At 35.5% G+C, this 20,515-nt stretch carries 20 protein-coding genes; 15 read left to right on the top strand and 5 right to left on the bottom strand.

Features of this window, described 5'->3' with window-relative positions:
- Positions 1–60: 60 nt before the first annotated feature.
- The 3 genes from aroA (at position 61) to ACIQ1E_RS00625 (ending at position 5,113) form a co-directional block, all read left to right on the top strand.
- The gene (gene aroA / locus ACIQ1E_RS00635) at positions 61–1,290 is read left to right on the top strand and encodes a 3-phosphoshikimate 1-carboxyvinyltransferase (RefSeq protein WP_396167773.1); all 1,230 of its coding nucleotides are present in this window, start codon (positions 61–63) and stop codon (positions 1,288–1,290) included.
- Positions 1,291–1,452: 162 nt separating this feature from the next.
- Entirely contained in the window at positions 1,453–2,502 is a 1,050-nt protein-coding gene (gene queA, locus ACIQ1E_RS00630) for a tRNA preQ1(34) S-adenosylmethionine ribosyltransferase-isomerase QueA (protein ID WP_396167772.1), read from the top strand.
- A gap of 226 nt (positions 2,503–2,728) precedes the next feature.
- A complete protein-coding gene (locus tag ACIQ1E_RS00625; RefSeq protein WP_396167770.1) occupies positions 2,729–5,113 on the top strand; it encodes a penicillin acylase family protein in 2,385 nt (794 codons plus the stop codon).
- 90 nt (positions 5,114–5,203) lie between these two features.
- On the opposite strand, the gene ACIQ1E_RS00620 is transcribed toward ACIQ1E_RS00625, so the two are convergent.
- The gene (locus tag ACIQ1E_RS00620; RefSeq protein WP_396167767.1) at positions 5,204–5,569 is read right to left on the bottom strand and encodes a cupin domain-containing protein; all 366 of its coding nucleotides are present in this window, start codon (positions 5,567–5,569) and stop codon (positions 5,204–5,206) included.
- 35 nt (positions 5,570–5,604) lie between these two features.
- Entirely contained in the window at positions 5,605–7,125 is a 1,521-nt protein-coding gene (locus ACIQ1E_RS00615) for a helicase HerA-like domain-containing protein (protein WP_396167765.1), read from the bottom strand.
- 372 nt (positions 7,126–7,497) lie between these two features.
- On the opposite strand from ACIQ1E_RS00615, the gene ACIQ1E_RS00610 reads away from it, so the two are divergent.
- From ACIQ1E_RS00610 to ACIQ1E_RS00575, 8 genes are all read left to right on the top strand, one after another.
- A complete protein-coding gene (locus ACIQ1E_RS00610) occupies positions 7,498–8,319 on the top strand; it encodes a MotA/TolQ/ExbB proton channel family protein (protein ID WP_396167763.1) in 822 nt (273 codons plus the stop codon).
- 70 nt (positions 8,320–8,389) lie between these two features.
- Positions 8,390–8,998, top strand: coding sequence for an ExbD/TolR family protein (locus ACIQ1E_RS00605; RefSeq protein WP_396167762.1), 609 nt, complete (start codon positions 8,390–8,392; stop codon positions 8,996–8,998).
- 19 nt (positions 8,999–9,017) lie between these two features.
- The gene (locus tag ACIQ1E_RS00600; RefSeq protein ID WP_396167760.1) at positions 9,018–9,584 is read left to right on the top strand and encodes an ExbD/TolR family protein; all 567 of its coding nucleotides are present in this window, start codon (positions 9,018–9,020) and stop codon (positions 9,582–9,584) included.
- A gap of 44 nt (positions 9,585–9,628) precedes the next feature.
- Entirely contained in the window at positions 9,629–10,420 is a 792-nt protein-coding gene (locus ACIQ1E_RS00595) for an energy transducer TonB (RefSeq protein WP_396167758.1), read from the top strand.
- A gap of 286 nt (positions 10,421–10,706) precedes the next feature.
- Positions 10,707–11,573, top strand: a complete 867-nt coding sequence (locus tag ACIQ1E_RS00590) for a PstS family phosphate ABC transporter substrate-binding protein (RefSeq protein ID WP_396167756.1) — start codon at positions 10,707–10,709, stop codon at positions 11,571–11,573.
- A gap of 17 nt (positions 11,574–11,590) precedes the next feature.
- Positions 11,591–13,258: a tetratricopeptide repeat protein gene (locus ACIQ1E_RS00585; RefSeq protein WP_396167753.1), complete on the top strand. Its 1,668-nt coding sequence runs from the start codon at positions 11,591–11,593 to the stop codon at positions 13,256–13,258.
- A 113-nt stretch (positions 13,259–13,371) separates the two neighbouring features.
- Positions 13,372–14,004 carry a 7-carboxy-7-deazaguanine synthase QueE gene (locus tag ACIQ1E_RS00580; protein ID WP_396167750.1) on the top strand — a complete coding sequence of 211 codons (633 nt, stop codon included), beginning with the start codon at positions 13,372–13,374 and terminating at the stop codon, positions 14,002–14,004.
- 1 nt (position 14,005) lies between these two features.
- Positions 14,006–14,425 carry an energy transducer TonB gene (locus ACIQ1E_RS00575; protein ID WP_396167748.1) on the top strand — a complete coding sequence of 140 codons (420 nt, stop codon included), beginning with the start codon at positions 14,006–14,008 and terminating at the stop codon, positions 14,423–14,425.
- A 185-nt stretch (positions 14,426–14,610) separates the two neighbouring features.
- Here the strand turns inward: ACIQ1E_RS00575 and ACIQ1E_RS00570 are convergent, their stop codons facing one another.
- Entirely contained in the window at positions 14,611–14,838 is a 228-nt protein-coding gene (locus tag ACIQ1E_RS00570) for a hypothetical protein (RefSeq protein ID WP_396167747.1), read from the bottom strand.
- A gap of 11 nt (positions 14,839–14,849) precedes the next feature.
- On the opposite strand from ACIQ1E_RS00570, the gene ACIQ1E_RS00565 reads away from it, so the two are divergent.
- Both ACIQ1E_RS00565 and ACIQ1E_RS00560 read left to right on the top strand, forming a co-directional pair.
- A complete protein-coding gene (locus ACIQ1E_RS00565; RefSeq protein ID WP_396167745.1) occupies positions 14,850–15,245 on the top strand; it encodes an energy transducer TonB in 396 nt (131 codons plus the stop codon).
- Between the two features lie 52 nt (positions 15,246–15,297).
- Positions 15,298–16,455 (top strand): aminotransferase class V-fold PLP-dependent enzyme, encoded by a 1,158-nt coding sequence (locus ACIQ1E_RS00560; RefSeq protein ID WP_396167743.1) that lies wholly within the window; start codon positions 15,298–15,300, stop codon positions 16,453–16,455.
- Positions 16,456–16,503: 48 nt separating this feature from the next.
- On the opposite strand, the gene ACIQ1E_RS00555 is transcribed toward ACIQ1E_RS00560, so the two are convergent.
- A complete protein-coding gene (locus tag ACIQ1E_RS00555) occupies positions 16,504–17,220 on the bottom strand; it encodes a class I SAM-dependent methyltransferase (RefSeq protein WP_396167741.1) in 717 nt (238 codons plus the stop codon).
- Positions 17,221–17,290: 70 nt separating this feature from the next.
- On the opposite strand from ACIQ1E_RS00555, the gene ACIQ1E_RS00550 reads away from it, so the two are divergent.
- Entirely contained in the window at positions 17,291–17,788 is a 498-nt protein-coding gene (locus ACIQ1E_RS00550; RefSeq protein WP_396167740.1) for a YkgJ family cysteine cluster protein, read from the top strand.
- 74 nt (positions 17,789–17,862) lie between these two features.
- Here the strand turns inward: ACIQ1E_RS00550 and ACIQ1E_RS00545 are convergent, their stop codons facing one another.
- Positions 17,863–19,062 carry an exo-beta-N-acetylmuramidase NamZ domain-containing protein gene (locus tag ACIQ1E_RS00545; protein WP_396167738.1) on the bottom strand — a complete coding sequence of 400 codons (1,200 nt, stop codon included), beginning with the start codon at positions 19,060–19,062 and terminating at the stop codon, positions 17,863–17,865.
- An 89-nt stretch (positions 19,063–19,151) separates the two neighbouring features.
- On the opposite strand from ACIQ1E_RS00545, the gene ACIQ1E_RS00540 reads away from it, so the two are divergent.
- Positions 19,152–20,387, top strand: a complete 1,236-nt coding sequence (locus ACIQ1E_RS00540) for an ABC transporter permease (RefSeq protein WP_396167883.1) — start codon at positions 19,152–19,154, stop codon at positions 20,385–20,387.
- The last annotated feature ends 128 nt before the right edge of the window (positions 20,388–20,515 follow it).

The raw sequence follows: 20,515 nt of genomic DNA, 5'->3' as shown, positions 1-20,515 counted from the left end.
TAAAAAAATCAAAGAACTTTGCGCCATAGCGTCCTGGCGGTAAAAAAGATAATTACAAAAATGAATTTACTTCTGCAATCTGCAATCTGCAACCTTAAAGCTGAAATCTCAATAACGGGTTCAAAATCCGAAACTAATAGATTACTGCTTTTGCAGGCTTTATTTTCGAATATTTCTTTGGCCAATACTTCAAACTCTGATGATAGTGAAGTAATGCAAAAAGCATTGAAAGGGAATGGAGAAATAGTGGACATTCATCACGCAGGAACAGCAATGCGTTTTCTTACTGCCTATTTCGCTGTAAACGAAGGTCGCGAAGTCGTTTTGACAGGTTCGCCAAGAATGAAAGAACGTCCTATAAAAGTTTTGGTTGAAGCTTTACAACAATTAGGAGCTCAAATCTCATATGAAAATGAAGAGGGCTATCCACCCATTCGAATCACAGGGCAAAAAATTAAAAAAAACAAAGTCAGTATTCCTGCTAATGTAAGCAGTCAGTACATTTCGGCTTTGTTATTAGTTGCACCAAAATTGCAAAACGGTATCGAAATAACTTTGGTTGGCGAAATAACTTCTGTTCCTTATATCAAAATGACCCTGGCATTGCTCACTGAGATTGGTGTCGAAACTAGTTTTGAAGGGAATACATTAACCGTAAAACCACTAACAACAAACCTGAAACCAAAGACCCTTACAGTCGAATCGGATTGGAGTTCGGCATCCTACTTTTTTAGTTTGGTGGCTTTGTCTAACGAAGCCACCGTTTCATTGTCTAGTTATAAGAAAAACAGTTTGCAAGGCGATTCAGCTTTAGTCGAAATTTATTCCAAAATGGGAGTGGAGACTCATTTTGAAGAAAACAAAATAACATTAGTGAAGCAACCGAACTTTATACTTGAGACTTTAACCTTGGATTTGAATAATACTCCCGACATTGCTCAAACTATTGTGGTGACTTGTCTTGGATTGGGAATTGGTTGCCATTTGACAGGATTACATACCTTGAAAATAAAAGAAACCGATAGATTAGAAGCTTTAAGAATTGAAATGACAAAACTCGGAGCCAATATTTCGGTGACAAATGATAGTTTGACTTTAGAACCAGCAACCAAAATCAATCCGAATGTAAAGATTGCTACATATAACGACCATAGAATGGCGATGGCATTTGCTCCTTTGGCTTTAAAAGTGCCCATCATTATAGAAAATGCCGAAGTAGTTTCGAAATCCTATCCCGATTTTTGGGTCGATATGGCTCGTTTAGGATTCCAAACAATAGAAATTAACTAATTAACTCTTCGCGACTTGGCGTGTTTGCGGTGAAAACTAAAATAAACGGCAAAACACTTGACAACGCCTATCTCGCAATCGTATATTTGCAGCCTGAATTTTAAATGGTTTAAGTAAACAACCTTTAAACCTTTAAACTTTTAAACTTTTAAATATTTTCAAATGAAATTATCACATTTTCAATTCCATTTACCAAAAGAACTTCTTGCCGAATATCCAGCCGAAAATCGTGACGAATCACGTTTAATGGTTATTGATCGTAAAAAACAAACTATTGAGCACAAAATGTTCAAAGACGTTATCGATTATTTTGATGAAGGCGACGTTATGATTCTTAATAACACCAAAGTTTTTCCTGCCCGTTTGTACGGAAATAAAGAGAAAACAGGTGCAAGAATCGAGGTTTTTTTACTTAGAGAACTTAATGCCGAGCAAAGACTTTGGGATGTACTAGTAGATCCAGCGCGTAAAATCCGTATCGGTAACAAATTGTACTTTGGAGATGATGATTCATTAGTAGCTGAGGTAATCGACAATACAACTTCACGCGGAAGAACTTTGCGTTTTCTATATGATGGTTCATACGAAGAGTTCAGAAATAAATTGACAGAATTAGGAGAAACCCCAATTCCAAAATACATCAACAGGGAAGTAACTCCAGAAGATGCAGATCGTTATCAAACTATTTATGCCAAAGAAGAAGGTGCTGTTGCAGCACCAACTGCCGGTTTGCACTTTTCTAAGCATTTGCTGAAAAGATTAGAAATCAAAGGAATAAAATTTGCTGAAGTAACGCTACACGTAGGTTTAGGAACTTTCAATCCAGTTGAGGTTGAAGATTTATCCAAACACAAAATGGATTCTGAAGAGTTGAAAATTACTCCAGAAGCCTGCGATATTGTAAACGCTGCCAAAGTAACCAGAAATCGTATATGCGCCGTAGGTACTACTTCAATGCGAGCAATCGAAAGTTCAGTTTCATCACAAAGAACCCTAAATCCTTACGATGGTTGGACCAATAAATTTATTTTTCCTCCTCACGATTTTAGCGTTGCAACTTGTATGATTACAAACTTTCATACTCCAAAATCGACTTTATTGATGATGATTTCCGCTTTTTGTGGACACGATTTAATGAAAAAAGCTTATGAAGAGGCAATAAAAGAAGGATATAAATTCTATTCTTACGGCGACGCGATGTTGATTATCTAATATACACATTTCTCCTCCCTTTCCTTTGGAGAGGGTTGGGGTGAGGATTGAAAAATCTCGTCAGCAATGGCGAGATTTTTTTTGTTTTAGAAAGTTCGATTTTGAGTGTATTCCTTTTTTTAAATAGTCCAAAAAATAACTATATAGAATGTCATTTTTTTATATTAAATTTCGAAGTTTTTATAAAACTGTAACACTTAATCGGTTGTATTTAATTTAGTTTCAAATGAAAAACCTTAAGAAGTTCCTGCTCGTAATGCTAGTTTTGGTTGCCTTTTTTGTATTGGCGTTAATAGGATATTATTTTTATTCAAAACCAAATTATGAGGGAGAACTGCAACTGAAGAACATTCAACAAGAAACTACTGTGTATTTTGATGATTTTGGCGTGCCACACATTTATGCCAATTCTCAAAAGGATGCAATTACAACATTGGGTTATGTTCACGCTCAAGATCGCTTATGGCAGATGGAGTTATTGCGACGAATTGCGCCGGGAAGGCTATCAGCAATGTTTGGTTCTAAATTATTGAAAACAGATATGTTTTTTGCGGGATTAGGTATCGATGAACATTCTGAAAAAGCAATTGCTAAATTGGATAAAAATTCAGAAGCCTATCGACTGTCAATGGCTTATGTCGATGGAATAAATCAATATCTGGAAGAGGGCAAAACTCCCATTGAATTTCAATTATTGGGATTAAAGAAAGATAAATTTACACTGAAAGATGTTTACAACATTTTTGGTTATATGGCATTTAGTTTTGCAATGGCACAAAAAACGGATCCATTATTGACCGATATTCGTAATAAATTAGGTGCTAATTATTTGAAAGATTTTGGCCTAGACGGTTCTTTAGGAACAACTCAAATCAAAAATTTTGATGGGAAAGCAATTGAATATTCCGCAATTTCTACATCGATTGCTAGTTTACTCGATAATTCGCCAGTTCCGGCTTTTATTGGCAGCAACAGTTGGGTAATTGCTCCTCAAAAAACTAAAAACGGCAAAGTAATTTTTGCCAATGATCCGCATATTGGATTTTCACAGCCGTGCACTTGGTATGAAGCACATATTGTCGTTCCTGATTATGAAATGTATGGCTATTATTTGGCCGGAACTCCTTTTCCGCTTTTGGCACACAATCGTGACTATGCTTACGGATTGACGATGTTCGAAAATGACGATCTCGATTTGTTCCAAGAAGAGGATAATCCAAAAAGTAAAAAGCAATACAAAACCAGTGCTGGATTTCAAGATTATATCATTCGAAAAGAAATTATTAAAGTAAAAGACAGTTCTGATGTGGTTTTGGTAGTGCGAGAAACACAACACGGACCAATAATGAATAATTTATTGGATGGGATTTCAGGAAAGAATCCGGTTGCAATGTCTTGGATTTACACCCAAGAAAACAACCATATACTCGAAGCCGTGTATTCGCTTTCTCATTCCAAGAATTTGGAGGATTTTAGGGAAGGAGTTTCTTTAATTGCAGCACCGGGTTTGAATATTATGTACGGCGATGCCAAAGGAAATATTGCTTGGAACACTTCGGGAAAACTCTATAAATTGGATAAATCTGTCAATTCAAATTTTATTTTAAATGGTACAAACGGCATAGATGATAAGAAAGAATTTCTGGATTTCTCCACAAACCCTCACGCAATTAATCCAAGTTGGAATTACATCTATTCGGCTAATAATCAGCCAGAAGCGGTTGGAGGTTATCTATATCCGGGCTATTATTTGCCACAAGACAGAGCCAAAAGGATTTCAGATTTATTGCAACCAAAAAATAATTGGACAAAGGAAGAAGTTGGGAAAATGTTGAATGATAATATATCCTCAATTACGCCAAGTATTGTAGGCAATTTAATTACTGCATTAGATTCAAAAGTACTTTCAAGCAACGAGAAACAAGCGGTTTCAATTCTAATAAAATGGAACGGTTCATCAAATCTAAAGGATATAGCACCCACAATTTATCAGAAATGGATTTATCAGTATTTAAAAAATACGTTTCTAGACGAGTTGGGCGAAGCCAATTTTAAAATGCTGCTAAGTACTCATATCGTCAAACAAATGATTGAATCGCAAAGTAAAAATGAAAATTCGATGTGGTGGGATGACGTGAACACTAAAGACAGAAAAGAGAGTAGGGTAGTTATTCTCAATAAATCCTTTCGTGAAGCGATTGTCTCGCTCGAAAATCAATTAGGAAAAGATGTCAATTCTTGGGCTTGGAATCGAGTTCATACCCTGGAACATCAACATCCTTTGGGACAAGTGGCTGCTTTGAGAGGGGTTTTCAATGTTGGCCCTTTCGAAGTGACTGGGTGTACAGAAGTCATCAATAACTTGTTTTTTAGTTTTACAGATACTGGTGAATATGACGTAAAAGGCGGCCCATCAACCCGAAGGGTAATCGATTTTTCGGATATTGAAAATAGTATGAGCATTTTGCCAACTGGGCAATCGGGCAATCCGTTTAGCAAACATTACAACGACCAAGCCGAGATGTACAACACCGGTAAATTCAGGATAATGAAAATGAACAAGGAAGAAATCATGAAGACTTCGACAAAATTGGTTTTCGTTCCTAAATAATTTTTAATGGCAATGGCAATGGCCATGGCAAAATTCAATTTCAATATTCGGCATTGTTATTGTCAGTGCCATTGATTTTTGAGATTAAATTTATTCTTCCTCCCGATGCACTTTATTGAAATCAAAAGCGGGAGTGCAAATGGCGATATAATCGCAAGGAGCATCAAATGGGTTTGAATATTGAACTCGAGTATTTTTCTCAATTTTTATCGATTGCCCCGCTTCGAGAATTAAGGTTTCTCCGTCGATAATAAATTGTTTTTTTCCTGATATAATATAGGTGTATTCTTCAAATTCTGGTGTTTGAAAAGGTTCTTTCCAATGCGGTGGTGCAATCATATGTGCAATAGAAATTGCTGGATTGTTTGTAGTTGGAATACCGTGGTGCTCTTCTATAAGTTTTCCATCGGTTGTAGGAACCACAAAAGGAGTTTTTTGAATAAAATATTTTTTCATTTATAAAATAATTGTAATTGACTTTGACATTAAAATCATTTCCTCATGATTTTGCTTAATATACTAAACGCTCCACGAATAAATGTAGCACTTGTCAATACTTTAAGGACTGATTTTCCAACAACAGTGGCGGTACTTGGCTCTGAAGTAGCTTTTTTTTCAGCTGTTTTTGCTTCCTCTTGTTGAGCAGCTTCTTCTTCTACAACAGCAATTTTTTTATTCAGCATTTCATAAGCGCTTTCTCGGTCTATAAGTTCAGAATATTTCCTGACTAACTTTGATTTAGCATTGATTTCCTGTATTTCACTTTCCGTTAAAACATCCATTCTGCTTTCTGGTGCTCGCATCATTGTTGCGGCTAGAGGGGTTGGAATTCCTTTTTCGTTTAAGGCGGTGACCAAGGCTTCGCCAATGCCAAGACTGGTCAATAATTCATCCGTTTTGTAAAAATCAGATGTTGGATAATTGTCTGCCGTTTGCTTGATGGCTTGCCTGTCATTGGCCGTAAAGGCTCTCAATGCATGTTGAATTTTCAATCCCAATTGAGCTAAAACACCACTAGGAACATCCATCGGGTTTTGTGTGATAAAATAAACGCCAATCCCTTTGGAACGAATTAGTTTTACAATGGTTTCAATTTGATCCAACAAGGTTTTGCTCGCTTCTTTGAATATCAAATGGGCTTCGTCTATAAACAGCACCAATTCTGGTTGGTCGGCGTCGCCTTTTTCAGGCATTTGTTGGTATATTTCAGCCAATAAACTCAACATAAATGTAGAAAACAGTTTTGGCTTATCTTGAATATCTGTCAAGCGGATGATGTTTACGTACCCTTTTCCATTTTCGTCAAACCGCATTAAATCGTTGATATCAAAAGACATTTCTCCAAAAAATAAATCGGCTCCTTGTTGTTCTAATTCGATTATTTTTCTAAGTATGGTACCAGTTGTCGAGGTTGAAATTTTACCATAATTTTCTTCAATTTCTGCTTTTCCTTCTTCGGTAATGTAATTGATTACCTTTTTGAAATCTTTCAAGTCCAAAAGCGGCATTTTATTATCGTCACAATATTTGAATATCACCGAAACAACTCCAGCTTGAGTATCATTCAAATCGAGAATTCTAGAAAATAATACTGGTCCAAATTCCGAGACCGTAGAACGGAGTCTCACCCCACTTTGCTCGGATAAAGACATTAATTCTACAGGAAAAGCAGCCACTTTGTATGGAATATTGATTTTTGCGTGACGTTCTTTGATAAATGATTTTTCTTCACCTTCTTTGGCAATGCCACTAAAGTCACCTTTGATGTCCATCATCAATACAGGGATTCCAAAAGAGGACAATTGTTCGGATAATACTTGAATCGTTTTGGTTTTTCCGGTTCCAGTGGCTCCAGCGATTAATCCGTGTCGATTAAGCGTTTTTAAAGGAATTTTTATTGGTGCATCACCAAGGGCTTCGCCGTCAAGAATTGCACCTCCAAGAATTATGCTGTCTCCTTTAGAAAGATAGCCTTCATTTATCAGTTTTTTGAAATCTTTTATTCTGTTCATGATGGTTTTGATTTTAAAACAATTGCAAGTTATTATTTTTTTTGAGCAATAAAGTAAAAATTATTTATTTTAATTGAATTGTATTTTAATAAAACCCTAAAAATTTGCCTTTTATAAATCTATAAATGTGTTGAAATATTGTGTCTAAATGTCATAAAACAGTGTTTATCTTTTTGTAATAAATCTAATTTTCGCAAAGTATTTGATTTTTATATAAATCGGAAAATCGTCCTTATCGTATTGCTAATTTTAAATTAATGAAATTAACACAAAAAAAGTTTTTTTATTTAAACTAAAAAATTAAATTTGCTCCTCAACAAAGTTTTTTATAACAAAAAAAATAAATTATTAAAACTATTAAAATTAAAAAAAATGGCAAACGTTAAAAAAGAAAAAGGTGCAGGTTTAGGAGGAAGTATTTCATTAATCATTATTGCACTATGTATTTTTGCAGGATGGATAATTTGGCAATTCATTATGGGTGATGGAGCAAATTTTGAAGGAGGAGTAAATACAGGGCATCCACTTCCAGGAAACTATTTAGCAATGGTGTACAAAGGAGGTCCTATTGTACCGGTTCTTATGGGATTATTATTGATGGTAATCGTTTTCTCATTCGAGCGTTATGCTGTAATATCTAAAGCTGCTGGAAAAGGAAATCTTGATAAATTTATGGCAGAGGTTCAAAAAAGCATCAAAGCAGGAGATATCGATGGTGCAATTGCTGCTTGTGACAAACAACAAGGTTCAGTTGCAAATCCAATTAGATCTGCATTAGTTAAATATCAAGAAGTGAAAAAAGAAGGACTTGATAGCGAAACTGCTGCCGAAACTCTTCACAAAGAAATTGAAGAATCAACTTCACTTGAAATGCCAATGTTAGAAAAACATATGACTATTCTTTCTACTTTAGTTTCTCTTGGAACTCTTGCAGGATTATTAGGAACTGTAACAGGTATGATTAAAGCGTTTGGTGCATTGGCAAGTTCAGGAACTCCTGACCAAGCGATGTTGGCAAATGGTATTTCTGAAGCTCTTATCAATACAGCAACAGGTATCTCTACTTCTGCTTTAGCAATTGTTACTTACAACTTATTTACTTCAAAAATCGATACTTTAACGTATTCTATCGATGAGGCTGGTAACACAATCGTGAATACCTACAGACATTTCAGAGGTACACAAACTAAATAATAATAATTTTTATGGAATTAGCGTTATTCAATTAATACGCTAATTCCCTAATAATTTAAAGATAAAATTAATGGCTGTAAAAACGCAAAAAAAAGCAACGTCTATTGATATGACGGCTATGTGTGATGTGGCATTCCTTTTGCTGACCTTCTTTATTTTGACCGCAACGGCCAAAATTCCAGAAGCACTGCCTGTGGATACGCCACAATCTACCGTACAGACCAAAGTCCCTGAAACGGATTTGGCTACACTGACCATTGGTAAAGGAAAAGTGTTTTTTGATTTGAAAGGAAGAGAAGTTCGTGTAAAAACTCTTGAATTGATGGGTCAAAAATATGGTGTTGAATTTACTGAAGATGAAAAATCGAAATTTGCCTTGATGGAAGGAATTGGAGTGCCGGTTCTGAATTTGAAACAACTTATTGCAATGGCAACTGCTGAACGTAGTAAAGCAGGTCAGCCAGGTGTGCCAACAGATTCGCTTGACAATCAGTTGAAAGAATGGGTTTATAATGCTCGTATTGCAAATATTGAAGTGAATGACAAAGAATTGCAAATAGCCATAAAAGGGGATGCAAAAGAGGAATATCCTTCTATCAAAAAGGTAATGGATATTTTACAAGATCAAGGAATCAATAGCTTTAGTTTAGTTACGGGGTTAAGAGGAAAGAATTTTTAATTAAAAAAAATACACTAAAATGGCTGAATTAAATACAGGCGACGGTGGTGGCAAAAAAGGAGACAAAAAGGTAAGGAGTAAAAAACAAAACTCTAAAGTAGATTTAACTGCTATGGTGGATTTGGCCTTCTTATTGATTACCTTCTTTATGCTTACTACGACCTTGTCTAAACCTCAAGCGATGAATTTGGGGTTGCCAGATAAAGAGAAAGATAATGAACCACAAGCTGATATAAAGGTAGATGAGAATCGTACGGTGACTATTTTGTTAGGAAAAGATAACAAATTGGTTCGTTTCGTTGGTTTACTTGCAACGCCAGTGGCTGGTGGAGCTCCTAAAGATTTTACTTATGGTAAAGAAGGAATTCGTGCTGAGCTAATCGACAGAAAAGCGAAAGTACAAGCTTATTCTGCTGCCAAAGGCAAACCTAAAAACGGGATGATTGTGATTATTAAACCAAGTAAGAAATGTACTTACAAAAATTTAGTAGACATACTTGATGAGATGGCAATTGTAGATGTTCCGACCTATGCAATTGTTAATGAATTTACACCTGAAGAAGCAAAATTGTTAGAAGGAAAGTAAGATGATTTAATCTTATGAACCCAATAACCTAATAATTAAGAAATATGAAATTAGATTTATTAAATAATAATTGGCTTGAAATTGTTTTCGAAGGGCGTAATAAAGCTTATGGTGCTTACGATTTAAGAAAATCAATTACGAAGAGTACAGTTAGAGCTTTTATCATCGGAACAATCCTTTTTGCTCTTTTGGTTAGTGTTCCTACGCTTATGCGTATGATTCCAGACAGACAAGAGGATAATACCTTAGATACAAAAATAACGGCAGTAAAGATGCCTCCTAAAAAGGAGAAGCCAAAAGAAAATCTTCCACCACCACCGCCACCACCGCCAAAAGTGGATCAAGTGAAATTTGTGAAACCTGTGGTTGCCAAAGCGGATGAGGTTGTTGAAGAGATTGCTGTTGTAAAAGATCTTAAAGATAAAAACATCGGTAAAGAAACTATAAAAGGTGATCCAGATGCTGAATTAACTGTTGAGCCAGTTGGAACAGGAGTAGCCGCAGTTGTTGAAGAAGACAACACGGTGTATAACACAGCTGGAATCGAGGTTAAACCAGATTTCCCTGGAGGAATGGAGAAATTCACTCAATTCATTGCAAAGAATTATCAAACACCAGAAGAGGAAGGTCTTAAAGGAAAAGTTTATGTAACATTTGTAGTTGAGAAAGACGGATCATTAACAGATATCAAAGTTCTTAGAGATATTGGTTATGGAACTGGAAAAGAAGCTATACGTGTTTTAAACAAGTGTCCGAAATGGACTCCTGGAGAACAAAATGGTAAAAAAGTAAGATGTACATTCAGTTTACCTATTAGCATTCAATCTGCGGAATAATGTTTAAAAATTTTATAAAAAATTTTCAGGAGAAATCGCCGAAAGAGCGGTTTCTTCTCGTTATAGGCTTAACGGTTTTTCTAGCTTATCTCGTTTTTGGATTGATTTTCATTTTTTGGAAAACGATGCCAATAACAATGGAATTTCGCTATCGAATTGCATTTGGAGTGGTTTTAATTGTATATTCGTTTATACGGTTTTTTAGGATTTTTAACTTAAATAATGAGTAGATATGTTTAAAGTTAGCAAGGTTTTTACTTTAGGATTTGTTTGTCTGTGTTTTATTATGTGTAATAAATCAGATAAATCAAATAACAACAAGGAATCTATTTTAAAAGGGTCTACATCCATTTTTGTGGATGAAACCTTGGTGCCTATAGTTGAAGATCAGGTAGCTATTTTTGAAAGCAAGTATGATGCTAAAATTAAGATCGTGCCTAAATCAGAAGCGGAAATTATTGTTGCGTTGTTTAAAGAAAAGTCAGGAATTGCAATTTTAACTAGAAATTTAACAGTTAACGAAAATAAAATCTTTGTTGAAAAGAAAATTACGCCTAAAATCACTAAATTTGCCACTGATGCGATCGCGTTTATTTCAAGCAAGAGCAATAAAGATACGATTGTTGAGTTAGAGACTGTAATCGCTTTTATGAAAGGGAAACAAAGTCCAAGTATAAAAGGCTTGGTTTTTGACAATCCAAACTCTAGCACGGTGCGTTATATGAAGAATCTTGCAGAAGTAAACGATATTCCTAAGGAAGGGGTTTATTCTTTTAAGACTAACGACGAAGTGATAAAGTTTGTTGCTGAAAATGAGGGGATGATTGGTGTTGTTGGAATCAATTGGCTAACTCAGCCGATGCCAAATATGCAAACGTATATTGACAAAGTGAATGCTTTGAGTGTAAAAGCTAAAGGAGGAGCAAAATTTTACCCGCCAAGTCAAAACAATATAGCGGAAGGCAAGTATCCTTTGGCACGTGATTTGTACATCATCAACGCACAAGGTTTTTCTGGATTAGGAATGGGGTTCGCTTCATTTGTAGCAGGAGATATAGGTCAAAGAATAGTTTTGAAATCTGGGTTATTACCAGCATATATGCCTGGCCGGAAACTGAATATTAGTAGTGAGATAAATAGTGATAAGAAATAAATTAATATAATACCACAATGAACACATTTAAGATTTTTAGTATAGCTTTTTTAACATCGATGACTGTTGGATTTGCACAAGATATTAACCAAGCTAGAAAAGCGGTTGATGCAGAACAATATGAAAAAGCAAAATCTATTTTAAAGACATTATTAAAAACCAATCCTATTGACGGAAGAGCCAATTTCATGCTTGGAAACATATACCTTATACAGATGGTAAACGATTCTGCGAAAATTTCTTTTCAAAAAGGATTAGCCGGAACCGATGGTGCTCGATTGAATAATATTGGTATAGGAACAATGGATTTGGATAGCGGTAATGCAACTGCGGCTGAAGCAAACTTTGCTTTGGCGTTGAAAGATGCTAAAAAGAAAGATGTCGAGGAATTAATAGCGATAGGAAGAGCTTATACGTATTCGACAAAGCCTAATTACAAAAAGGCAATCGAATATTTGAATAGAGCCAAAACCATCAATCCAAATGATGCCTTGGTTCAATTGGCCTTGGGAGATGCGTTTTATGGTGATAAAAACCAAAATGAGGCCTATGCTGCATACAGAAATGCTTTTCAATTTGACCCAACTTTATTAAGAGCAAAAATGCAATTGGGAGTTTTGTTAAAAGGCGCAAAATCTTATGATGAAGCGATCAAATCATTTAATGAAGTAATTGCAATCAATGCAAGTTACGGTCCTGTGTATAGAGAATTGGCCGAGACTTATTACAAATGGGGAAGAAATAAGCCTTCTAAATCTACTGAATATATGCAATTGGCTTTTTCAAACTATGAAAAATACATGAATCTTACGGACCGTTCTATACATTCAAGAATGCGTCGCGCTGACTTTCTTGTATTGCTAAAAGACTATAAAGCACTTGAAGACGAAGCGAATAAAATGATTGAAATGGATAAGGTAAATCCTAGAATCTTCCGTTATTTGGGTTATTCAGCTTACGAGAACGGGAATGCAGAAGGAGCAATAAAAGCGTTAGAAAACTATATTGCAAATCCTGAAAATAAAATCATTGCAAAAGATTATTTGTATTTAGGAACGGCAAAATTCAAAAAAGGGGTTAGTGCTGACGGATTGTCCGTTGACCCAACTTTGTACAATGCAGGTTTAAATGATCTTAAGAAAGCAATAGAAATTGAGCCGTTGATCATTGAAGACTTTAATGAAGTAGGTAAAAAGATATTTGCATTAAAATTCTATAAAGAGGCTATACCAGTTTTTGAATTTGGAACTGCGAATGCAGAATATAAAAACTACGTAGACGATAACATTTACTATGGTCTAGCTATTTATTATGCTAATAACAAGAAAGATGTTAAACCGGATCCAGCACAATTGCAAAAAGCTGACGCTGCTTTTGAAAAGGTTTTAGTAGCCTCTCCTTCATATCAAGATGCGTACCTTTATAGAGCTAGAACAAATAGTTTGATGGGGAATGATGAAATGACCATTAAATATTACGAGACTTATGTTGCAAAAGTATCTGAAAAAGGTCCTGAGGAATTAGCAAAACCGACCACAGCTAAAAAGGTTATAGAGTCGTACAATAACATTGCAGCTAGCTATGCTAACACAGACAAAGCAAAAGCAATAGAGTTCCTAAATAAAACGCTTTCAATAGATCCAACAAATCCGTATGCCACGGAATCTTTAGCTAAATTGAAATAATAATTTTCTGTTTTATCAATATAATGACCGATAGTTTCAAAAAGGCTATCGGTTTTTTTATGATGAATAGGCAACACTATATATTCACTATCTTTGCACATTAAAATAGAACAATGTTATCAAAAGAAATTCAATTAGAAGTCAACAAAGGCGCAATGCTTCCCTTGATGGAAGAGTTTTATACCATTCAAGGAGAAGGATTTCACACCGGAACTGCCGCCTATTTTATTAGAATTGGAGGCTGTGATGTGGGTTGTCATTGGTGCGATGTAAAGGAAAGTTGGAATGCCGAATTGCATCCGCCAACAAGTATAGATTTGATTGTTGCCAATGCCAGTAAATATGCAGATACAGTGGTGGTCACCGGAGGCGAACCTTTGACTTGGGATATGAGTTTGCTGACACAAAAGTTAAAAAATAATGATCTAAAAGTACATATCGAAACTTCGGGTGCTTATGAACTTACTGGAAAATGGGATTGGATTTGTCTTTCGCCAAAGAAAAACAAATTACCTACTCAAACCGTCTACGACAAAGCCCACGAGCTGAAAGTGATTATTTTCAACAAGCACGATTTTATCTTCGCAGAGGAACAAGCCGAAAGAGTCAACAATAGCGCCATTTTATTCCTCCAACCTGAGTGGAGCAAAAAAGAAGAAATGACGCCACTTGTAGTTGATTATGTTATGAACAATCCAAAATGGCGTGTATCTTTACAAACACACAAATACTTGAATATTCCTTGATATGAAAAGAGTTCTTTTTTTAATAATTCCTATTTTTTGTTTGCAATTTATTTCTGCTCAAGAACAAGCTTCCCAGTCGAAGGATACAATTTATGATTACAAGGTAGTAGATGTTAAACCTGAATATCCTGGTGGAGTTGAGGCTTTTTATAAATTTATTGCAAAAAACTACAGAGCACCTGAACAAGAAGGGCTAAACGGAAAAATAATAACCACTTTTGTGATTGAAAAAGACGGCAGTATCAGTGATATTAGAGTCTTGCAAGATATTGGATATAACTCTGGAGCAGAGGTGTTCAAGGTTTTGAGTATGTGCGCAAAATGGAATCCAGCCAAATTAAACAATGTACCAGTTAGAGTTCTTTACCAATTTCCAATAACAGTTAAGTCAGCCGATAAATATCCCAGGAAGTCTAAATAATAAATAAGAATCGGATGCAAAAAATTTTTTTCCTGACAATTTTCTTTTTTTTTTCAAAATATTTCTGCTCAAGAAAGCGAGCTCCTAATAGAAACGGAACTTGTTACTAGTGCAGATGTTTCTAATCCAAACTTTAATGGTGGCGATCTTAATAAATTCTATGAATTTATTAATCAAGAATTTAATTATTCGACTGTCTCTAAAGCTGGGAAAATTGTTGTTTCATTTACGGTTACAGAATTGGGAGATTTGAAAAAGATCAAGGTTTTAGAATTTCCAAACGTTGAATCTGCCTCAGAAATCATAAGAGTTTTGAATAAATCTCCAAGATGGGAACCCGCAAAACGAGCAGGTACACCTTTTAGTGTAGTGATAAAGATGCCCTTTGTTTTTACACAAAAAATAATTCTCAAATAAAAATCATATGAAAAACTTTTTATTCCTAGCAATTGCCCTTTTTTCAATTCAAATGGTTTCTGCCCAAGAGGTCAAAAATACCTCTGATAATCTACTTTACGATATAAAAGGACTAGATGTAAAACCTGATTTTCCTGGTGGAAGGGATGAGTTTTATAAGTTTATTGCAAAAAATTACAGGACTCCCGATGTAAAGAAATTAAACGGTAAAATTTATATCACTTTTGTAATTGAAAAAGACGGCTCTTTAACGGACATCAAAATTCTTAGAGACTTAGGTTACGGTACAGGAAAAGAAGCGATTCGAGTTTTGGAACTTTCTCCAAAGTGGTTGCCGGGAGAACAAAATGGGCAAAAAGTGAGATGCACTTACAGTTTGCCAATTTCAATAATGGGAAAGTGATATTTTTCGCAAACATTGTTTGGGATTTTTTATATTTACAAAAATCAAAAATATGAAATCCCATTTCCTTCTTGATCCAACAATTACTTTCCTGAATCACGGTTCTTTTGGTGCTTGTCCAAAACCAATTTTTGAAGAATATCTGCGTTTTCAATTGGAACTGGAAACAGAACCCGTTTATTTCATTCAAAAAAAACAGGCAGCATATTTAAAAATTGCCAAAGAAAGATTAGCAAAATTTATCGGATGTAATGCCAATGATTTCTTTTTTACGCCAAATCCAACATTTGCAAGCAATACGATAATGCGAAGTTTGCATCTGCAAGAAGGCGATGAAATTTTGAGTACCAACCACGAATATGGGGCAATGGACAGAACTTGGAATTTCTATTGCAAAAGATCAGGAGCCACATACATTCGCCAAAATATTTCGCTTCCTGTTGTTTCTAAAGAACAAATCTTGGAAGAATTCTGGAGTGGCTATACTGCCAAAACAAAAATTATTTTCCTTAATCAAATTTCAAGTGCGACAGCGTTAATTTTTCCCATTAAAGAAATTTGTGGTAAAGCACGTGAATTAGGTTTGATTACTATTATCGACGGCGCGCACGTTCCGGGTCAAATAGAGTTGAATATTTCAGAATTAAATCCAGATTTTTATACTGGAACCTTGCACAAATGGATGCTGGCTCCAAAAGGCAGTTCTTTTTTATACGTAAAAAAAGGTTTTCAGGAAATGCTCGATCCACTAATAGTTGGCTGGGGTTACGAAAGTGTGAATCCTGGCGAAAGTCAATTCTTGGATTATCAAGAATACCAAGGAACCAGAGAAATTTCAGCATTTTTATGCACGCCTAAAGTTATAGATTTTTTGGAAGAAAACAACTGGAAAACCAAAGCCAAAGCATGTAGAGATATTGTTCTGAACAATTATCAACGTTTTTGCGATTTGCTGGGGACAGAGCCTTTATGCCCAATTACAGAAGGATTTCTTGCTCAAATGGCGAGTATTCCAATTAGAACTTCAGATGCGGTTGCGTTGAAGGACCTGCTTTTCAATAAATACAAAATCGAAATTCCAGTGATGCCTCTGAATGGAAGTTATTTTTTGAGATATTCCATAAGCGCTTATAACTCCCAAGCGGATTTGGAGGTTTTGTACAAAGCTTTGCAAGATATAATCGCAACAACGGATTTGATTGAGTTGTAAATATTGATAGAATTTCTTGTGTTTTTTCTTTGTTCTCTTCTCTATTTTCTAAACAAAAAGTCTCGCCAAGTAATCATAATGTTCGCCTTCAAGTATCAACTCGCATTGCAAACCATTGGCGAAAGCCGCATTTTGTAAAGTGTTGTAATCAAGATAAAGCCACGGAAAAGACACTTCAGTTTCGTTTTTATACGAAACAGTAAAAGTCAGTTCTCCATAATAACCTTCTCCGCTAATCCATTTTCCGCCGTCTGAGTCTTCCGACTCATCATCGTCAAACATATAAATAATATCAGAAGAGTCGATGAGAATTTGGCCACCAGGTTGTAATAGACTTTTTAATTTTTGTAAAAAGTTAGGGGTTTCTTCTAATGTTCCAAAAATGCCTGTTCCATTCATTAAAATTAAAATGGTGTCGAATTTTTCATTTTCTAACGCAAGGATATCTTGAACTCTAGCCTTTTTCAAACCACGAAGTGTACAGGTTTGAATTGCTTTTGGAGAAATATCAATAGAAGTCACATCGAGATGTCGGTCATTTTGTAAAGTCAAACTGTGACTACCAGCGCCACAGCCAACGTCAAGAACTTTTCCTGTTGCAAGTTGCAAGGCTTTTTGTTCCAATTTTGGCATTTCATCGTACGCACGAAACAGATAAGCAACACTCATTTCATCTTCTTCAGAAATGTTAGTTTCTGTGATTATATCCTCAGGAGAATTGTTAGTTTGGTAATCGAGTATGGCTTTTCCGAAAAGGTCTTTCATAAAAAAGTTTAAAAGTGTAAGGGTTTATGAGTATAAAAGATGTTTAACTTTGCAGCAGAAAATTTATAAAATGCTAAAGCCAAATTTAAACGAACTCGGAAAACTTGCCAAAGATACGCATAACGAAACCAAAAAGTATTTTGATAAGCTGAAAAAGAAAACGCCCAAGAATCTGGATTATGTGATGCTAGATTTGCACGAAGCTGAATTCAAGAAAACCGATTGTTTACAATGTGCCAATTGTTGCAAAACCACTGGGCCATTGTTTACATCAGCCGACATTGAAAGGATCTCGAAACATTTACGACAAAAACCACAACAATTCATAGATCAATATTTGCGTATAGATGAAGATCAAGATTATGTTTTGCAAAGCGTTCCTTGTACTTTTTTAGATAGTGACAATACTTGTTTTATTTATGATGTTCGGCCAAAAGCTTGTCGTGAATTTCCACACACTGATAGAAAGAAATTTCAGCAAATCTCTGATTTGACCTTAAAAAACGTAGCTATTTGCCCTGCGGCTTTCAATATTGTAGAGGAAATGAAAAAGAAAATGTCGTTATAATTTATTTTTTATTTTTTTTTCGATAATTTATCCAGTTTCGGCTCCCTCTCCTTCGAGGAGGACTGGGGTGAGGACTAATAAATCAAATATTTTTTTCTAGTTTTCTTAAAGTCATTCAGACCGTTCTCCCAGCTTTTTCTAATTTCTATTTCTGGAGTTCCAGCTTCGATTTGTTGTTGCAGTTGTTTGGTTCCCGCAAGTTTTGTAAAAAATGGATTGAAGAATGTAGTTTTATCCGAAGTTTCGTTGTAGGCTTTCATAATCCATATCAACTCCAATTGGGTTACTTTGGCCACAGCCGACAAATCTTCGCCATTGCAAATTTGGTCTTTATGCATCGGCTCTTTAGCCCCAAAATTAGGTTTCGGCACAAAACTAAAATCACTTTTTGGCAGAAGAGGTGAGCCGTAAATTTGGAATTGTTTCTCTGTTCCTCGTCCCACACTCACATTCGTTCCTTCGAAAAGGCACAAACTAGCATAGAGGTTTATAGATTGGTCATTGGGTAAATTGGGTGATGGTTTTACTGGCAAACTGTAGCTCATTTTTCGATTGTAATTTAAGCAAGGAATCACTGTTAACTTCGATTGCACTCCATTTTTCATCCATTTTTCGCCATTTATCATCTTGCCATATTCTCCGATCGTCATTCCGTACAAGACAGGAACAGGATGCATTCCAACAAAACTAGCATATTCCTTTTCAAGCATTGGACCATCTATAATGTTTCCGTTTGGATTGGGTCTGTCTAGAATTAGGACTGGAATGTTGTTTTCAGCGCAGGCCTCCATTACATAATGCAAAGTTGAAATGTAAGTATAAAACCGAAGCCCCACATCTTGTAAGTCAAAAACCATTAAATCGATTCCTGCCAATTGCGCGGGTTTTGGTTTCTTGTTATCTCCGTATAGCGAAATAATTGGCAAGCCAGTTTTGCTGTCTTTGCCATCCACTACGTGTTCGCCAGCGTCAGCAGTTCCGCGAAATCCGTGTTCTGGCGCGAAAATGGTTTTTATATTAATGTTTTTCGAAAGCAAGAAATCAACCAAATGGGTTTTATCAGATAGAATTCCGGTTTGGTTGGTTACAATTCCAATTTTTTTGCTTTTTAGCAAAGGCAGATATGCGGCAAAATTATCAGCCCCGGTTTTTATTTCTTGCGATTTATGGTTTAGAGGTCTATCACTATTTTCTTTATTAGCTGCAAGGCTTACATTCGACAATAAAATAAAGCAAACAATAAATAATGTTTGTGGATTGGTAATACATTTCATAATACTATTTTTAATCTTTGTTAATCTGTGTTAATCTGTGTAATCTGTGGCAAAAAACTTTATGTATCTTTGTGGCAAACGAAAAAAATTTGAATTTAGAATATTTTATAGCCAAACGACTTATAACTGCTAAAGATTATAAAAGTAGTATATCGTCACCAATTATCAAAATTGCAATATCAGCAATTGCTATTGGTATGATTATGATGATTGTTTCTGTGGCAACTGGAATTGGCTTGCAGCAGAAAATCCGCGATAAGGTCTCCGCCTTCAATGGGCATATCATTATTTCGAATTACGACAACAACCAATCCGAAGTCACATTGGTTCCTATTTCCAAAAATCAAGACTTTTATCCAAAATTCAGTTCAGTATCGGGAGTAAGTCATATTCAGGCCATCGCAAGCAAGGCAGGTATAATCAGGACAGAAACAGCTTTCGAAGGTGTTGTTCTCAAAGGAGTTGGTACGGATTATCATTGGGATTATATAAAGGAGTATATCATCGAAGGTAATTTGCCTGATTTTTCAAAGGAACTTAATCAAGAAGTATTGATTTCTCAATTGCTTGCAAACCGTTTAAATCTAAAGGTTGGAGATACTTTCAATACATTCTTCATTAAGGAAGATCAAAATAAATTACCCAACATTCGAAGATTCAAAATTACTGGAATTTTCAATTCAGGCTTTCAAGACTTCGACGCTACCTATATAATAGGAGATATTCGTCACATTCAGCGTATCAATAAATGGAAACCAGACCAAGTTGGTGCTTTCGAGGTTTTCGCTAGTGATTTTACCAATATCGAAGCCATTGGAGAGCAAGTTTACCAGCAAACATCCTCGACACTCGACACCAAAACCATAATCGAGAAATATAGCTATATATTCGAGTGGCTCAAACTCTTTGATTTGAATATCATCGTCATATTAGTAGTGATGATTTTAGTGGCCACCATCAATATGGTAGTCGCCTTATTGGTGCTCATTCTAGAACGAACCCAAATGATAGGGATACTCAAAGCTTTAGGGGCAAACAATTGGTCAGTGCGGAAAATATTTCTTTACAATGCCTTCTACCTTATAGTAAGAGGACTCTTTTGGGGAAATCTAATAGGTATATCATTGTTGATGATCCAGCAGCATTTCGGACTAATCCAACTCAATCCCGAAAATTACTATGTCAATCAAGCCCCAGTCGACATCAATTTAGGATACATATTGCTCTTGAATCTGCTTACAGTTACAGTCTGCTTTCTGGTATTATTAATTCCTTCCTATATAATAACCAAAATTTCCCCGGTCAAAGCCATTCGTTTTGATTAGATAATTGTCATTTCTTGGATGATTATAATAAGGAGCTTTATCCTTCTATTCGTTGCAATCTTTGCGGCCGAACGCCGGCCGCAAAGGATTTCCCCTGCTATCAGGGCTAGGGTATAGGTTATCTAGAT

It is taken from the genome of Flavobacterium sp., from assembly GCF_044348915.1.
GTDB lineage: Bacteria > Bacteroidota > Bacteroidia > Flavobacteriales > Flavobacteriaceae > Flavobacterium.
Note: the sequence above shows the minus strand (reverse complement) of the source record. Positions and strands in the feature narration are given on the sequence as shown.

Excerpts from the sequence above, each read along its gene's own strand:
- aroA (WP_396167773.1), top strand. The coding sequence starts at position 61 with ATGAATTTACTTCTGCAATCTGCAATCTGCAACCTTAAAGCTGAAATC.
- queA (WP_396167772.1), top strand. The coding sequence starts at position 1,453 with ATGAAATTATCACATTTTCAATTCCATTTACCAAAAGAACTTCTTGCC.
- ACIQ1E_RS00625 (WP_396167770.1), top strand. The coding sequence starts at position 2,729 with ATGAAAAACCTTAAGAAGTTCCTGCTCGTAATGCTAGTTTTGGTTGCC.
- ACIQ1E_RS00620 (WP_396167767.1), bottom strand. The coding sequence starts at position 5,569 with ATGAAAAAATATTTTATTCAAAAAACTCCTTTTGTGGTTCCTACAACC.
- ACIQ1E_RS00615 (WP_396167765.1), bottom strand. The coding sequence starts at position 7,125 with ATGAACAGAATAAAAGATTTCAAAAAACTGATAAATGAAGGCTATCTT.
- ACIQ1E_RS00610 (WP_396167763.1), top strand. The coding sequence starts at position 7,498 with ATGGCAAACGTTAAAAAAGAAAAAGGTGCAGGTTTAGGAGGAAGTATT.
- ACIQ1E_RS00605 (WP_396167762.1), top strand. The coding sequence starts at position 8,390 with ATGGCTGTAAAAACGCAAAAAAAAGCAACGTCTATTGATATGACGGCT.
- ACIQ1E_RS00600 (WP_396167760.1), top strand. The coding sequence starts at position 9,018 with ATGGCTGAATTAAATACAGGCGACGGTGGTGGCAAAAAAGGAGACAAA.
- ACIQ1E_RS00595 (WP_396167758.1), top strand. The coding sequence starts at position 9,629 with ATGAAATTAGATTTATTAAATAATAATTGGCTTGAAATTGTTTTCGAA.
- ACIQ1E_RS00590 (WP_396167756.1), top strand. The coding sequence starts at position 10,707 with ATGTGTAATAAATCAGATAAATCAAATAACAACAAGGAATCTATTTTA.
- ACIQ1E_RS00585 (WP_396167753.1), top strand. The coding sequence starts at position 11,591 with ATGAACACATTTAAGATTTTTAGTATAGCTTTTTTAACATCGATGACT.
- ACIQ1E_RS00580 (WP_396167750.1), top strand. The coding sequence starts at position 13,372 with ATGTTATCAAAAGAAATTCAATTAGAAGTCAACAAAGGCGCAATGCTT.
- ACIQ1E_RS00575 (WP_396167748.1), top strand. The coding sequence starts at position 14,006 with ATGAAAAGAGTTCTTTTTTTAATAATTCCTATTTTTTGTTTGCAATTT.
- ACIQ1E_RS00565 (WP_396167745.1), top strand. The coding sequence starts at position 14,850 with ATGAAAAACTTTTTATTCCTAGCAATTGCCCTTTTTTCAATTCAAATG.
- ACIQ1E_RS00560 (WP_396167743.1), top strand. The coding sequence starts at position 15,298 with ATGAAATCCCATTTCCTTCTTGATCCAACAATTACTTTCCTGAATCAC.
- ACIQ1E_RS00555 (WP_396167741.1), bottom strand. The coding sequence starts at position 17,220 with ATGAAAGACCTTTTCGGAAAAGCCATACTCGATTACCAAACTAACAAT.
- ACIQ1E_RS00550 (WP_396167740.1), top strand. The coding sequence starts at position 17,291 with ATGCTAAAGCCAAATTTAAACGAACTCGGAAAACTTGCCAAAGATACG.
- ACIQ1E_RS00545 (WP_396167738.1), bottom strand. The coding sequence starts at position 19,062 with ATGAAATGTATTACCAATCCACAAACATTATTTATTGTTTGCTTTATT.